The sequence below is a fragment of the Brachybacterium sp. SYSU DS0246 genome, from assembly GCF_059391765.1.
This window is the reverse complement of the sequence record NZ_JBZXYT010000008.1, coordinates 1-15,227: the sequence shown is the minus strand read 5'-3', so window position 1 is coordinate 15,227 and position 15,227 is coordinate 1. Positions and strand designations below refer to the sequence as shown.

12 protein-coding genes and 1 tRNA gene are annotated in these 15,227 nt (G+C 71.1%); 7 read left to right on the top strand and 6 right to left on the bottom strand.

Translation table 11 applies throughout. From position 1 onward, the window contains the following. Window positions 1-21 precede the first annotated feature (21 nt). The gene (locus AC5020_RS05400) at window positions 22-1,677 is read right to left on the bottom strand and encodes a DNA repair helicase XPB (RefSeq protein ID WP_377803454.1); all 1,656 of its coding nucleotides are present in this window, start codon (window positions 1,675-1,677) and stop codon (window positions 22-24) included. Between the two features lie 134 nt (window positions 1,678-1,811). Then, window positions 1,812-2,687 (bottom strand): hypothetical protein, encoded by an 876-nt coding sequence (locus AC5020_RS05395; RefSeq protein WP_377803453.1) that lies wholly within the window; start codon window positions 2,685-2,687, stop codon window positions 1,812-1,814. Window positions 2,688-2,992: 305 nt separating this feature from the next. On the opposite strand from AC5020_RS05395, the gene gnd reads away from it, so the two are divergent. Beyond that, complete coding sequence (gene gnd, locus AC5020_RS05390; RefSeq protein ID WP_377016197.1) at window positions 2,993-4,456, top strand: NADP-dependent phosphogluconate dehydrogenase; 1,464 nt, start codon at window positions 2,993-2,995, stop codon at window positions 4,454-4,456. Window positions 4,457-4,651: 195 nt separating this feature from the next. Here the strand turns inward: gnd and AC5020_RS05385 are convergent, their stop codons facing one another. The 3 genes from AC5020_RS05385 to AC5020_RS05375 form a co-directional block, all read right to left on the bottom strand. Next, complete coding sequence (locus tag AC5020_RS05385) at window positions 4,652-4,924, bottom strand: hypothetical protein (RefSeq protein ID WP_464987501.1); 273 nt, start codon at window positions 4,922-4,924, stop codon at window positions 4,652-4,654. Window positions 4,925-5,100: 176 nt separating this feature from the next. Further along, window positions 5,101-5,391: a hypothetical protein gene (locus AC5020_RS05380; RefSeq protein ID WP_464987500.1), complete on the bottom strand. Its 291-nt coding sequence runs from the start codon at window positions 5,389-5,391 to the stop codon at window positions 5,101-5,103. Between the two features lie 208 nt (window positions 5,392-5,599). Continuing rightward, complete coding sequence (locus AC5020_RS05375) at window positions 5,600-7,762, bottom strand: helicase-associated domain-containing protein (RefSeq protein ID WP_464987499.1); 2,163 nt, start codon at window positions 7,760-7,762, stop codon at window positions 5,600-5,602. 56 nt (window positions 7,763-7,818) lie between these two features. Between AC5020_RS05375 and AC5020_RS05370 the strand changes: the two genes are divergently transcribed. After that, window positions 7,819-7,892, top strand: a tRNA-Leu gene (locus tag AC5020_RS05370). A 57-nt stretch (window positions 7,893-7,949) separates the two neighbouring features. Next, a complete protein-coding gene (locus AC5020_RS05365) occupies window positions 7,950-8,714 on the top strand; it encodes a YggS family pyridoxal phosphate-dependent enzyme (protein WP_464987498.1) in 765 nt (254 codons plus the stop codon). Window positions 8,715-8,853: 139 nt separating this feature from the next. On the opposite strand, the gene AC5020_RS05360 is transcribed toward AC5020_RS05365, so the two are convergent. Then, window positions 8,854-9,945: an ROK family transcriptional regulator gene (locus AC5020_RS05360; protein WP_464987497.1), complete on the bottom strand. Its 1,092-nt coding sequence runs from the start codon at window positions 9,943-9,945 to the stop codon at window positions 8,854-8,856. A 156-nt stretch (window positions 9,946-10,101) separates the two neighbouring features. On the opposite strand from AC5020_RS05360, the gene AC5020_RS05355 reads away from it, so the two are divergent. The 4 genes from AC5020_RS05355 to AC5020_RS05340 all read left to right on the top strand — a co-directional run. Beyond that, window positions 10,102-11,409 carry an MFS transporter gene (locus tag AC5020_RS05355; protein WP_377016209.1) on the top strand — a complete coding sequence of 436 codons (1,308 nt, stop codon included), beginning with the start codon at window positions 10,102-10,104 and terminating at the stop codon, window positions 11,407-11,409. 432 nt (window positions 11,410-11,841) lie between these two features. After that, entirely contained in the window at window positions 11,842-12,975 is a 1,134-nt protein-coding gene (locus tag AC5020_RS05350; RefSeq protein WP_377016211.1) for a trans-sulfuration enzyme family protein, read from the top strand. A 203-nt stretch (window positions 12,976-13,178) separates the two neighbouring features. Continuing rightward, window positions 13,179-14,072, top strand: a complete 894-nt coding sequence (locus AC5020_RS05345; RefSeq protein WP_377793388.1) for a Bax inhibitor-1/YccA family protein — start codon at window positions 13,179-13,181, stop codon at window positions 14,070-14,072. Between the two features lie 127 nt (window positions 14,073-14,199). Further along, a partial coding sequence (locus AC5020_RS05340) for a phospholipase D-like domain-containing protein (RefSeq protein WP_464987496.1) occupies window positions 14,200-15,227 on the top strand: 1,028 nt, incomplete at its 3' end.

Here is a 15,227-nt window from a genome sequence, read left to right as displayed (position 1 = left end):
GCCGAGTTCCGGCCTGCTCGCTCAGCTGGCGTCGGCCGCCCGCTCCAGCTCGTCGGCGTCCACGATCGTGTACGCGTAGCCCTGCTCGGCCAGGAACCGCTGGCGGTGGGCGGCGTAGTCCTGATCCTGGGTGTCGCGCATGACCACGGTGTAGAAGTGCGCGGTGCGCCCGTCGGCCTTGGGGCGCAGCAGGCGTCCCAGGCGCTGAGCCTCCTCCTGGCGGGACCCGAAGGCGCCGCTGACCTGGACCGCGACGGAGGCCTCCGGCAGGTCGATGGAGAAGTTCGCGACCTTGGAGACCACCAGGCGCGTGACCTCCCCGGCGCGGAAGGCATCGAACAGCTCCTGGCGGCGCCTGACCGGCGTCTGCCCCGTGATGAGATCGGCGCCCAGCTGCTCCGCGAGCTCCTCGAGCTGGTCGATGTACTGGCCGATCACCAGCATCGGCTCACCCTCGTGGCGCTGCGCGATCTGCTGGACGACCGGGATCTTCGCCGGATGGGCGGCCCCCAGGCGGGGCCGGTCCTCGGCCTCGGCCATGGCGTAGGCCATCCGATCCTCCGAGGGCATCGCGACGCGCACCTCGGTGCAGTCGGCCGGGGCGATGTACCCCTGGGTCTCGATGTCCTTCCACGGGGCGTCGTACCGCTTGGGGCCGATCAGGGAGAACACCTCGCCCTCACGACCGTCCTCGCGCACCAGCGTCGCCGTCAGCCCGAGCCGCCGGCGAGCCTGCAGATCGGCGGTCATGCGGAAGACGGGAGCGGGCAGCAGATGGACCTCGTCGTAGACGATCAGTCCCCAGTCGCGGGCGCTCATGAGCTCGAGGTGGGGGTGGATGCCCTTCCGCTTCATCGTGAGCACCTGGTACGTCGCGATCGTCACCGGGCGGATCTCCTTCGAGGCACCGGAGTACTCTCCGATCTCGTCCTCGGTCAACGTGGTGCGCCGCAGCAGTTCGGACTTCCACTGCCGGGCGGAGACCGTGGAGGTCACCAGGATCAGCGTGGTGCGCTGCATCGCGGCCATGGCGCCGGCGCCCACCAGGGTCTTCCCGGCACCGCAGGGCAGGACGACCACACCGCTGCCGCCGTGGCGGAACCCGTCGACGGCCTCGGCCTGATACGGGCGCAGCTGCCAGTCGTCCTCGCGCAGCGCGATGGCGTGGGCCTCACCGTCGATGTAGCCGGCCTGGTCCTCCGCGGGCCAGCCGAGCTTGAGCAGCGCCTGCTTGAGGGCGCCGCGCTCCGAGGGGTGGACGATGACTGTGGCCTCGTCCAGGCGGGCACCGAGCATGCCCTGGACCCGCTTCGTCCGCGAGACCTCCTCGAGCACGGTCCGGTCGACCGCGTGCAGCACGAGGCCGTGCGTGGGATGGGACTGCAGCTGCAGCCGGCCGTAGCGGTCCATCGTGTCCGCCACGTCGATCAGCAGGGAGTGGGGGACCGGGTACCGGGAGTTGTCCACCAGCGCGGCGACGACCGATTCGGCGTCGTACCCGGCGGCGCGGGCGTTCCACAGGCCGAGGTCGGTGATGCGGTAGGTGTGGACGTGCTCCGGGGCCCGCTCGAGCTCGGCGAAGGCGGCGATCGAGGCCCGCGCGGCCGGCGCTTGCGGATGGGCGACCTCGAGCAGGAGTGACTTGTCGCTCTGGACGATCAGGGGGCCATCGCTCATCCCCTCAGGCTACGCCGCGACCGGCGACAGCTGGCCGGCCGGGTGAGGCGGGACTCGTCCGCCGCCCGGCCGCGGTGGGAGCGGTACGAGGCGTGCCCCGGTCTCAGGCCGCGGCCCGGACCGGCTCGCGCAGCTCATGCCCCTCGCGCGGGGTCCGGCAGCTCCCGGCCCTTGAGCCGTTCGTACATGCCCAGCTCGAACAGCAGCGAGAAGGGAAGCACGACGAGCAGGGGGATGATCAGGGAACCGGCGACGGAGGCGATCACGCTGAGGATCAGGTAGGTCACGATAGTGGTGGCGAGGTTGCTCCTGGCCAGCTGGAAGCTCTCCTTGACGGCCTCGACCGGGGAGGCGCCGCGAGCTGCGGCGGGCACGGCGAAGACGAGCACGACGGCCGCGACCAGGCCCGGGATGTAGAGCAGCAGGGTCCCGACGAGGGTGATCGCACCGACCAGCAGGGCGGTCAGGAGCACTCGACCGGAGCCGATGAGGGCCTGCCGGATCGTCGGCCGACCGCCTTCGAGGATCACCTCCGCGGCCCGGGCGGAGCCCGACTGCCACAGCAGGGCGAACGGGACGGCCAGCAGCGCGACGGCGAAGAAGCCTGCGTAGAACAGCAGGATCTCGCCCATCGGGACGGTCCCGGCCGGCTCCGTGACCTGCCATTGATGCATCCGCGAGATCATCACCGTTATCCCCGCGGCGATCCCGCCGAAGATCAGGACACCGATGATCACGGAGTAGATGAGTCCGACGACCAGATAGGAGACCGGGTTGCGCAGCAGCGCATTGCCGGCGAACTTCATCGCCGCCCCGAGGTCGGAGGCCAGGTCGGTGCCCGGCAGCGGCCCGCGCACTGCAGCCGGATGCCCGGCCTGGGCCGGCGTGCCGTGAGGCGCCGGCTGTCCGTACCGCCCCGGGGTGCCCTGCGGCGCGGCGCCTGAGCGCGACGACGGATCGGAGCCGGGATGCGGATCGGCCGGCTCGTGCGGCGAGGAGGGAACGGTCATCACGGGGTTCTCTTTCGCAGGGCTCTGGTGCCGCGCCGGACGGCCGGCAGTGACGCGCACGGTGGACGCGCAGCGCTCGGGGACGGCTCTACCGTACGGGGACCAGCGGGCGGCGGACCATCCACGACGGTCCCGGATCCGTGGGGTTATCCGTGGGGTTGACAGCGGCAAGGATCGGCACGCACCGGAGCAACCTGCCCCGCATCCCTAGAATGGACGACGATGGACCGGGACCCGCCCTCGGCCGACGTCGTCGGCCCAGCGGTCCGGCCCGGCTCGACTATCACTCGACATGAGGAGATCCCATGGCAAGCTTCGATCCGTCCCCCGCCGATGTCGCGGACATCGGCGTCACCGGAATGGCGGTGATGGGCTCGAACCTGGCCCGCAACTTCGCCCGCAACGGCTTCAAGGTCGCCATCCACAACCGCAGCGTGGGCAAGACCGAAGCGGTCATCGCCGAGCACGGCGGCGACGGCGAGTTCTACCCCTCCGAGTCCATGGAGGACTTCGTGGCCTCGCTGCAGAAGCCGCGCGTCGCGATCATCATGGTCAAGGCCGGCGGTCCCACCGACGCCGTGATCGATGAGCTCGCCTCCCTGATGGACGAGGGCGACATCATCGTCGACGCCGGCAACGCCCTGTTCACCGACACCCGCCGCCGCGAGGCCGCCCTGCGCGAGCGCGGCCTGCACTTCGTCGGCTCCGGCGTCTCCGGAGGCGAGGAGGGCGCTCTGAACGGCCCCTCGATCATGCCCGGCGGCACGAAGGAGTCCTACGACCGCCTCGGCCCGATGTTCGAGAAGATCTCCGCGCACGTCGACGGCGAGCCCTGCTGCACCTACATCGGGGCCGACGGCGCCGGCCATTTCGTGAAGATGGTGCACAACGGCATCGAGTACGCCGACATGCAGGTCATCTCGGAGGCCTACGACCTCATGTCCAAGGCCCTGGGCATGGGCGCCTCCGAGATCGGCGACCAGTTCGACGAGTGGAACAAGGGGGACCTCGAGTCCTTCCTCATCGAGATCACCGCCGAGGTGCTCCGCCACACCGACGCCACCACCGGCAAGCCGTTCGTCGACATCGTCCGTGACCAGGCCGCTCAGAAGGGCACCGGCGCCTGGACCGTCCAGACCGCACTGGACCTGGGCGTGCCGGTCACCGGCATCGCCGAGGCCACCTTCGCCCGCTCCGTCTCCGGCTCCGTCCCCCAGCGCGAGGCCGCCCGCGGTGTCCTGGCCGGCGAGACCCAGCAGCTCGAGATCGAGGACCGCGCCCAGTTCATCGACGACCTGCAGAAGGCCCTGTACGCCGCGAAGCTCGTCTCCTACTCGCAGGGCTTCGACGAGATCGCCAAGGGCGCCGACGAGTACGGCTGGGACATCACCCTCGGTGACATGGCCAAGATCTGGCGCGGCGGCTGCATCATCCGCGCCCGCTTCCTCAACCGCATCACCGAGGCGTACGAGCGCGATCCGAAGCTGGCTCTGCTGCTGGCCGACGACTACTTCGCCACCGAGATCGCCAAGTGCGTCCCGGCCTGGCGGCGGGTCGTGGCCTTCGCGGCCGCCAGCGGCTACCCGGTCCCGGTGTTCGCCTCCACCCTGTCCTACTACGACGCGGTGCGCGCCGATCGCCTGCCCGCAGCGCTGGTCCAGGCTCAGCGCGACTACTTCGGGGCGCACACCTACCAGCGTGACGACGGCGAGGGCACCTTCCACGTCGAGTGGTCCGAGGACCGTCGGGAGACGCGCCAGGACGGCTGAGACCCCCAGGAGGGCCGGGACGGCCGAGAGCGGTCGACGGGATCCACCGCTGCGAGCGCCGGTCGTCGGCCTCGGCACTGTGCTGCTCCCATCACGATGAAGAAGGCCCGGACCGCGAGGTCCGGGCCTTCTTCATGGAACGGCGCCACCGCCCGGCGGGCGGCGGCGCGCCCGCGGGCATGGGTCGGCGTCGCCTCACATGGTCGCGAACATCCCGCCGAGCATGATCACGAAGATGACGATGTACAGGAGGAACAGGAGGACGAGAAGGCCCCAGGAGATCGCGAAGGCGATCCACGCCCACTTGGTGAACTGCTTCGCTGTCTCGGGCTCGTCATCGGCCTTCAGGTAGCCCAGCAGGCCGAGGATGCCGGCCACGCCGCCGCCGCAGACGAAACCGACGATGGTCACGATGAGGGCGTTCTTCTTGATCTGCTCGACGTCGAAACCCGAGGCGGGTGCGGTCATGGGGAAACTCCTTCATCCGGATTATGGTGCGCCGGGGGCGGCTCGCGCACGGTCCCCGCGTCGAGTGTTCTCGAGGTTCGTTCTTGGCGTGCGGAATCGTATCGGAACGGCAACGGGCCCACCCATGGGGAGGACTCCCCATGGGTGGGCCCGTCGCGGGCAGCGCTCGAGCGCTGTCAGTACGTGGTGGGAGTGTTCGCGATCATCGCGCCGATGAAGACGAAGTAGGCGATGATGCCCAGGATCCACAGGACGACGCCGATCGCATAGGCGATCCAGCCCCACTTGTAGTACTTGTTCGCGGCCGCGAGGTCTTTGTCGGCGTTGACCAGGCCGAGGATGGCGAGGATCAGGGTGACGACGTTGCCGAGGCAGACGACGGAGAGCACCAGCTGCACGATCCACTTGGTCTTGCTCACAGGAGCCTGGCCGCCGCCTGCGGCGTAGGTGAAGTTCTGGTCGGTCATGAGGTGGTCCCTTCGTCATTCCTGCGGGGTGGGTTCTGTGCGCGCGGCACTGCATTCGCCACGGGCTCGCTCCGCTCGGAGGCCGAGAGGAATCATAACCAGAGTCAGCGCCATCTCCGCCAGCAGAGAACGCCCCACGACAGGACGGGCGTAAACAATTTTTCAATGACTTGTCGGTATCCTCCGGGCCGGGGGATCACCGGGAGGATCAGCCCAGGGTCACTCGATGCACGAGCACGGTGAATTCCTCTCCGCGCCCGGTCTCCCGCGCGCGAAGACGCCCTCCCTCGAGCGAGACCGGACGAGCCTGCTTGACCACGACGCCGCCGCGCCCGTCGACGATGCCCAGCGGGATCTCGCTGCCCTGGGCGATCGCATCCAGCAGGCGGTCGGTGACGGTCAGATCCGTTGCCCCGTCCTCCGCGGCGCGGATCCGGGCCACCGCCTCGGCGGGCGGCAGGCGGAGCTCGGGGCCGTCGACGGTCACCAGGTCGGGGTCGGGCGGCCCGCCGGCGAGCGAGTGGGCCAGCTCCGATCCGGCAGTGCGGCCGTCCGGTCCGACGGCCTGCGGGGAGAGCCCGGCCTGGCGGGCGACCTGGAGCGCGAATCCCGGATCGGAGAGCGTCACGGCGACGGTGGGTGCGAGCCGGCGCAGAGTCAGGGCGGATGCCTCGGGGGCGACCTGCAGCAGATCCAGCACGTCGGCCTCCGCGGTCAGCACGGTGCTCGCCCGGGCGACCTGGACCCTGCCGTGGCGACGCTGTTCGTCGCGCAGCAGGTAGTCCAGCCCCTGGGGGATGGGGGATCGCGAGGTCTCCTCGAGCAGCGACCGCAGTGCCTCCGCGTCCCGTCCCGCGGCCAGGGCGCGGCGGACGGACGTGGCGGAGAACCGCAGGGTGAGTGCGCCGCCCCGGGAGACGACGTCGGTCCAGTCCAGCAGCGGCAGCAGGCGTTCGGAGGGGCGGCCGGGCACGACGACGGTCAGATCGGCGTCCAGCAGCACCTCGTCGACCGGCGGCGGAGCGGCGTCGCGCAGGGCCCCGGCGAGCCGGGCGTCGGCCTCGGTGACGTCCTCGTCGAGCGCGGGGACGAGCGCCTGGCCGAGAACGCTCAGGGCGCCGCTGTCCAGGACTCCGAGCGCCTCGCCCTCGCTCAGCAGCGCGGCCGTCTCCTCCTCGATCACGTCGGCCGGGACCAGGGGGAATGCCCAGGACAGGGAGCCGACCAGTGAGTCCTTCGTCGCTGCGATCGTGGGGGAGGTGCGCAGGGTGCGCAACAGGCTGCCGCGGCGGGTGCGCACGCCGTCGCGTCGCGTGTGCTCCGACAGCAGCGGGCGCCCGGTCCCCGAGGCGTCCGGGGTGCCGACCACGGCCGCCAGGTGGTGGCCACGCGCCCATGCCAGCACCAGTTCGGCCCAGCGCTGCTCGGCGCTCTGGACGCGGTGGGTGTCCCAGTCGCGGGTGGGGTGCCACTCCTGGCCGTCGTGACCGATCAGTCCAGCCTGCCAGGCGGACTGCAGCACGGTGGCGTAGACGACCACGGGCACCCCTGCCCGGTCGGCGAGCCGGCGCAGATCGCGCTGGGGGATGCCGCCGCGCCGCAGCACCCCCGGGGGGTCGTCGTCGAAGCTGCGCACCGTGCCCAGCAGGCGCAGGGCCTCGAATGCTCTCTCGACGGCCTGCGCCGCCCGGGAGCCGGGGATGCGTTCGGTGACCACGGGGCCGTCCGGGGCCGGCCGGTGGGCGACGTAGGTGCGTCGCACCCTGCCCTCGCGCAGAGCCAGGTGGACCGAGCGGGGAATGTACCGGGAGCCGGACTCGTCGGCGACCACGATGCCCGCCTCCTGCAGAGCCGAGGCGAGGCGTCCCTCGCCCTGCACCTCGGCAGGACCCCAGGCCAGGGTCTCGAGGACCTCCGGCATGGTCGTCCGGGCGGCGGCCACCAGGCCGGCGGCCTCGTCGGCGGTGGGGTCCGACGGACGCCCCGGAGCGAGGCCGGCCGGTGTGCGCAGCCCGTCCCGCAGCGGCCGGATCAGATGCAGCTCGTCCTCGCCCCAGATCAGGGCGAGGGTGGTCAGTCTTTCGAGCCCGGGGGAGACGGTCGCCGGATCCGAGGAGACCGCATCGGCCACAGCCTGCGGGGAGGCTCCGTCCTCGAGCACCGCCAGCGCCTCGACCAGATGCAGCTCGGGGAGGGTGAGCGACTCCAGTGCGCGGCGCGCGGAGGTGGCCCCGGCGGCGCGGGCGGCGAGCGGGCCGATGCCGCCCGGCAAGGGCGAGGCGAGGTCCGGTCGGGCGACGAGCAGGGCCTCCAGGCGGTCGTCACCGAACCGGCGCAGGGAGTCCGCGAGGGACCGGATCACAGCGGTCATGATGGGCTCCAGCATAGGGTGAAGCCGTGACGCGGGCCGCCAGGGCGCCGCGGCACGCCCCCATAGCCCAATCGGCAGAGGCGGCCGACTTAAAATCGGCACAGTACGGGTTCGAGTCCCGTTGGGGGTACTGCTCGGGTCGCCTCGAGGAATGCTCCGTCAGAGATGACGCGTCACAATGGAGCACATGACCTCGCCCGCTTCCGCCTCCGACGACGAGTCCTCCTCCGCACCCACAGCTCGGGTCGCCGCCCGACTCGACGGGGTGCTCTCGCGCATCGACGGTGCGGCGGCGCGGGCCGGCCGCGACGGTCGGGAGATCACGCTGCTGCTGGCCACCAAGACGCGAACGCCCGAGGAGATCGCCGCCGCGATCGATCTCCTGCGTGCTCACGATCGGCGGATCGCCGTGGGGGAGAACCGCGCCCAGGAGATCGCCAAGCACGCCGACCCGCTGCTCGCGGACAACGGCGTGCCGCGCCACTTCATCGGCCGCCTGCAGACGAACAAGGCGCGCGACGTGGTCGCCTTCGCCGAGCTCATCCACAGCGTCGACCGGGTGGAGATCGCCGACGCCCTCGAACGCCGGGCCGCGATGGCCGGCCTCGCCCGGGACGTGCTGATCCAGGTCAACACCTCCGGCGAGGAATCCAAGGGTGGCTTCGCGCCCACCACCGAGGCCCTCGGCCCGATCATCCAGCGGCTCCGGGCGAGCGAGACCCTGCGGCCCGTCGGCCTCATGACCATCGGCGCCAACACCACTGATGAGCGCGCGGTGCGGGCTTCGCTCCGCGGTTTGCGGGAACTGCGCGATGACATCCGCCGGCAGCACGACCTCCCGGAGTTCGAGCAGCTCTCGATGGGGATGAGCGGCGACCTCGAGATCGCGGTGGACGAAGGCGCGACCATCGTCCGGGTCGGCTCCGCCGTGTTCGGCCCCCGCGCGCAATGACGTCGGTCGCCGAGCGCGATGTCTTCCACGCTCTCGCGACCGTGCCGTGTTCCGAGAGGTACCGGGGTCGTGGCACTTCTCGGAACGCGGCGGTGACTCGCCGGCACCGGCTCGGAGAGGCTTCCCCGTTCGCCGGGGCTCAGTCGGGGAGGACCAGGGCCTGCGGCAGCCCGTACTCGTGCTCGAGCACCTCGCAGGCCGCCCCGACCGCGATCAGGTCCGTGCCGCGCGTGGAGAGCATCACCTCGACGTGCAGCCACGGCTCAGCCTCGAGGCTCTCGGCCAGTGCGCGCCGGATCGCGTCCATCGACGTCGCGTGGTGCGCGTAGACGGTGCGCCCTCCCAGGACCACGCGATCCACGTCGGCCAGGCGCACCAGGTTCAGCACGACGGTGGCCAGCACGTCGGCGGCGCGGTCCAAGTCGTCCTCGGCGAGGGCGGCCTGGTACTCCGCCTGCGCGCACCCGCGGCGACCGCACGAGCAGAGCACCCCGCCCATCCGGACCACGGTGTGCCCGGCCTCGCCGGCGTGGGAATGGGCGCCGCGCACGATGGCGCCGTCCAGGCACAGGCTCGCCCCCAGCCCGTCCTCGACCAGCACCAGCGCGGCATGATCCAGCAGGCCCGGCTGCGACCACTTCTCGCCGACGAGCGCCGCGAGGGAGTCGTGATCCAGCAGCACCGGCATCCCGAGCTCCTCGAGCAGCAGCTGCCTGATCGGGGCGCCGCTCCACGCGTCGGGCTCGGAGGTCCCGCGGTAGACGCCCTCGGCCCAGTCCACCGGTCCGGGCATCCCGATGCCCACGCCCAGCAGGTCGCCGGGGCCGGTGTCGGCCAGCGCGCGGGTCTCGGCGGCGAGCGTCTCGATGAGCTCCGGCACGGGCTGCAGGCGGCCCGTCTCCAGCTCGCGCCGCTCCAGGATCTCGCCGGCGAGATCCACCACCACGCCATGGACCCGTGAGCGCGTCAGGTGCAGCCCGATCGCCCGTCGGGAGGAGGGGACGATGCTGTACAGGGTGGTCGGCTTGCCCGGCCCCGGGGTGATCGTGCCGACCTCGCTCATCAGCCCGCGGTCCGTCAGGCGGGACAGGATCTTCGAGACGGCCTGGGGAGTGACCTGCATGGCCTCGGCCAGCTCGCCCCGGGAGACGGGCTCGCCCCGTCGGGCGAGGGCGAGCACGGCGGCGTCGTGCGCGCCGGCGACGCGGTCCAAGGGGCTGGTCGGTCTCATTCCGCCCATCTTTGCACGCACGGTGTGACACGAGTCGTCGTCGGGCGGGTCGGTGCCGCCCCACCCTTGACGTAACGCAACAGCGTTGCCTTATTGTGGGTCTCGGGTCGATGGAGCCCTCACCGCACGCACGCTCTCGAAGACCGAGGACCACTCATGACCACCATCGACATCACCCGTTCCGCACCCCCGGGCATCACCCCCGCCCGTCGCCGCCTGGCGCTGTTCGCTCTCGCCCTGGGCGGGTTCGGCATCGGCTCCTCGGAGTTCGTGACCATGGGCCTGCTCCCGGGTATCGCCCACGGCCTGCTGCCCGAACAGATGGCAGGCGATCCCGAGTCGGGGATCGCCCAGGCCGGACTGGCCATCTCCGCCTACGCGCTCGGCGTCGTCGTCGGCGCTCCGGTGCTCGCCCTGCTCTCGGTGCGCTGGAGCCGTTCAGGCATGATCGTCGCCCTCGCCGGCGCCCTGGCAGTGGGCACCGTGCTCTCGGCGATCATGCCCACCTTCGAGCTGACCGTGTTCGCCCGGTTCCTCGCCGGCATCCCGCACGGCGCCTACTTCGGCGTCGCCTCCCTGCTCGCCGCCTCGCTGATGGGGCCGGGGAACCAGGGCAAGGGCGTGGCCCTGGCGCTGTCCGGTCTCACCGTCGCCAACCTCGCCGGCGTGCCCGTGCTGACCGCCGTGGGCCAGGTCGCCGGCTGGCGTGCCGTGTACCTGCTGATCACCCTGATCTTCGTGGCCACCGTCACCGCGCTGCGCCTGACGGTCCCGCGGGAGGAGAAGGTGGCGGGCCGGCGCATGGTCGACGAGGTCATGGCGCTGCGCCGCCTGCAGCTGTGGGTCATCATGGGCATCGCCGCCGTCGGGTTCGCCGGCGCCTTCGCGGTCTTCAGCTACGTCGCCGACATCACCACCAACGTCACCGGTGCCCCCGCGGCCGCCGTCCCCTGGGTGCTGGCAGCGGCCGGTCTGGGCATGACCGTCGGCAACCTCATCGGCGGTGCCACCACGGACCGTTCGCTGAACGGCACCCTGATGATCGGCTTCCCGCTGTACATCGCTTCGCTGGTCGGCCTGTTCCTGGTCGCCCACACGTCGCTGGCCGCGCTGCTGGTCGGGTTCTTCGTGGTCAACGTGACCAACGCGTCGCTGAACCCCGCGATGCAGACCTGGCTGATCCGGGTCGCCCGCCGCTCCGAGGTGCTCGGCGCGTCCCTGAACCACGCCGCGTTCAACGTCGCCAACGCTCTCGGTGCCTCCCTCGGTGGCGCCGTGATCGCAGCCGGGTTCGGCTACGAGGCCCCGATGGTGGTCTCGATCATCCTGTCGGTGCTCGGCTTCTCGCTGGTCGCCGCGACGCTGGTGGCCCTGCGGGTGCGTGCCCGCCGGACCCTGGAGATGCTGCGCCGCCACGAGCCGGCCACCACCGACTCGATCCCCGCGGTGCCGGTGCACGCCTGAGCGGTCCTGCCGGTCACCGCAGGCCGGCGCTGACCGTCGACGGGAGCTCAGTCGAGGTCGCCCTGCACAGAGTAGGGCGACCTCGACTCACGTCCCGGGTGTGGTCACGGGCTGGGCGGTGACATCCCGAACGTGATCACGGGCCGGGTGCTCTAGTCCCGTGTGTGGTCACCGGTATCCGTGCGGCGCGGTCGGTCACGACGAGGCCCGGGTTGTGACTCGGACGGGCGACGGCGGCGTCACACTCGGACATCTGGCTCCCGGAGCGGGGGTTGCCGGTGCCTAGAGTGGCCGGGTCCTTCGGGCGCTCTCCCGAGGGCCTGACCGTCCGCCCCGACATCGTCCGGCCGGATCGACGCTCCGCCCAGACCTCGTCGGGTCGGATCGATGCTCCGAGCCGACGTTCCCCGCCCCGACCTACGTGGAGGCCCCGTGCACATCCAGACCGCCGCCGTGCAGACCCTCAGGGACCATGAGCACGGAGCCGTCGTCCCTCCGGTGCACTACGCCTCCACCTTCGAGCTCGACCCCGGGGTCGAGGACGGTGCGTACGCCTACCAGCGCGGCTCCAACCCCACGCGGGCGCAGCTCGAGACGGTTCTGGCCACGCTCGAGGGGGCCGAGCACGGCTTCGCCTTCGCCTCCGGCATGGCTGCCACCGCCGCGTCCCTGTCCACCCTCGAGGTGGGCGACGAGGTGATCCTGCCGGCCAGCGTGTACGGCGGCACCTACCGCTTCGTCGACCTGGTGCTGCCCGGCCGGGGCGTCACCAGCCGCTTCGTGGACGACCTCGGAGAGCTCACCGACGCGGACTTCACCCCCGCCACCAAGGCGATCTTCATGGAGACCCCGGCCAACCCCACGCTGCGGATCACCGACCTGCGTCGCCTGGTCGACCTCGCCCATCGCCACGGCGCACTGGTGATCGTCGACAACACGTTCATGACCCCGGTCCTGCAGCGTCCCCTCGACCTGGGGGCCGACGTCGTGGTCCAGTCCGCCACCAAGTACCTCGCCGGCCACTCGGATCTGCTGGCCGGCACCATCACCACGAACGACGACAATCTCGCCGAGGCCTACGCGCTCGCGCAGAAGGCTCAGGGCGGGGTGCTGTCCCCGGGGGAGTCCTTCCGCCTGATCCAGGACCTCAAGACCCTGCCGCTGCGCCTTCAGCGGCAGCAGGACAACGCTCTCGCGATCGTCGAGGCCCTGCGCGCCCGGGATGACATCGCCCGGGTTCTCTACCCCGGCTCCCACAGCGAGGAAGAGGCCCGCATCCATGCCTCCCAGGCCAGCGGAACCGGGGCGGTCCTCTCCTTCGAGCTCGCCCCGGAGCTGGACCGGGTGGCCTTCCTGCGCGCGCTGCGCTATCCGGCGTACGCGGTGAGCCTCGGCGGCGTGGAGTCGCTCATCTGCCGCCCCGCGGTGATGACCCACGAAGCCATGACGCCGCAGGCACGCGCCAACGCCGGGATCTCCGACGAGCTGCTGCGGCTCTCCGTCGGCATCGAGGACGTCGCCGACCTGATCGAGGATCTGGACCAGGCGCTCGCCGCCGCCCGCTGAGCTCCGGCCCGCTGGGGTTGGGGCTGGGGCTGGGTTCAGGTCTCGCGGAGACCCGCTGGGGCTGGGTTCAGGTCTCGCGGAGAGCGGAGCGCGTGCACAGCGCAGTCACGGGAATCACGGATATCATGGTGGGGTCGGCACGCCAGGGCTCGTCCCTCGTGCTCCCCGACGTCGGCCCACCAGACCCATCCGTGAGGAGCCCCATGGCACGCCACAACATCGTGCTCGGCCGCGACCAGGCCGTGCACCAGGGACAGAACTACAGCGCCCCGCAGTTCGGTCAGCGCGCGCAGGGCGGCCCCGCCCAGGGGACCCAGTGGTCCTCCGGCTTCGATCAGCAGCAGGGCGCCGAGCCGCTCGAGGCGATGTACGCCCGCCCGTCGGCGACCGGTCACGACACCGGCCGCATGACCATGCGCGACGCGCTGAACGCGATCACGGCCACCCTCGGCACGATCGTCGTGATCGGCTTCGTCATCGCGATCACCCCGAAGTCGCTGCAGATCCTCGCGGGCGACGCCGGCCTCCAGCTCGGCCTGCTGATCGCCGGCGCGGCGACCATCATCGGTCTCATCGGCGGCCTGGTCACCGCGATGATCAACATCTTCAAGAAGCAGCCCTCCGTGCTCGCCGTGCTCGCCTACGCCGGCTTCGAGGGTCTGCTCCTCGGCGGCATCAGCGGCACCATGGAGGTGTCCTACCCGGGCATCGCCCTGCAGGCCGTCGTCGGCACGCTGGCCGTGGCCGGGACCGTGCTGGTGATGTTCCGGATGGGCATCCTGCGCACCTCGCCGGTGCTGAACAAGATCTTCATGGTCGCGATGGTCGCGTACCTGATCTTCGGCCTGGTCAACATCGGCTACCTGCTGATGACCGGCCAGAGCCTGCGCGACGGCGTGATGGGGCTGGTCATCGGCGGTCTCGCGGTGGTCATGGCCTCCTACTCGCTGGTGATGGACTTCGAGGACGTCCAGCGCGCCACGCAGGCCGGCGCCCCGCGCAAGTACGCCTGGCGCTGCGCCTTCGGTCTCGCCGTCACCCTGGTCTGGCTGTACATCGAGATCCTGCGCATCATCGCGATCCTCCGCAGCAACTGACCCGACCGCCCGGCCCGTCTCGGCCGGGTGATGACTCCGGGCGGCGACCGGTCGTCGCCCTATCCGCAGCGGCGGGCTCCCGTATCCTCGGGGCCCGCCGCTTCGCACGTCGGGGAGGAGCCCGTTCATGGCCCTGTGGCAGTGGCTGCTCGCCCACTGGCTGGTCGTCGCCACCTACCTGTTCATCGCGGCCGACGTCGCTCTGCGAGTGCTCGGGCTCATCCTGGTCCCGCGCAACCGCCGGCCGGGGTCCGCCCTGGCGTGGCTGCTGGCGATCATGGTGTTCCCGCTGGTCGGGTTCCCGCTCTATCTGCTGCTGGGCAAGGCGCAGCTGCCGCGGAAGCGCCGCGAGAAGCAGAAGGCCGTCAACCGCCTGATGCGCGTGCGCTCGCTGAACATCCCCGACACGGCCCTGGACGACGACGTCCCCAGCTGGCTGCGCTCCGCCGTCCGGCTCAACCGTGAGCTCGGGGCGTTCCCGCTGACCGGCAACAACTCCGCCGACCTGGAGATCGACTACGACACCTCGATAGCGCGCATGGCGGCCGACGTGCGCAGCGCCGAGCGCGAGGTGCACGTGCTCTTCTACACGATGGGTCTCGACCCGGCCACCGAGGACTTCTTCGCGGCCCTCGCCGAGGCCGCCGGTCGCGGCGTGACGGTGCGCGTGCTCTACGACCACTGGGGCTCGCTCAGCCACGGGCCGGTCTATCGGGCGATGCGCCGCCACCTCGACGCGCACGGCATCGAGCACTATCCGATGATGCCGATCAAGCCGTTCCGCGACGGTGCGTTCCAACGGCCGGACCTGCGCAACCACCGCAAGCTGCTGATCGTCGACGGGCAGGTCGGCTGGATGGGCAGCCAGAACCTCATCGCCGCCCACTACGACAAGCGCGCCAACATCCGCCGGGGCCTGCACTGGCAGGAGACCATGGTCCGGTTCCGGGGGCCGATCGTCTCGGGGATGAACCTGCTGTTCGCCACCGACTGGTACTACGAGTCCAGCGAGCAGCTGCCCGAGGCCGCCCTGGTCGCGGCTCCGGAGGACACCTCGGGCACCTGCGAGTGCCAGCTGGTGCCCAGCGGCCCGGGATTCGTGCTCGAGAACAACCTGCTGCTGCTGAACCAGCTGTTCTACTCGGCGACCCATCG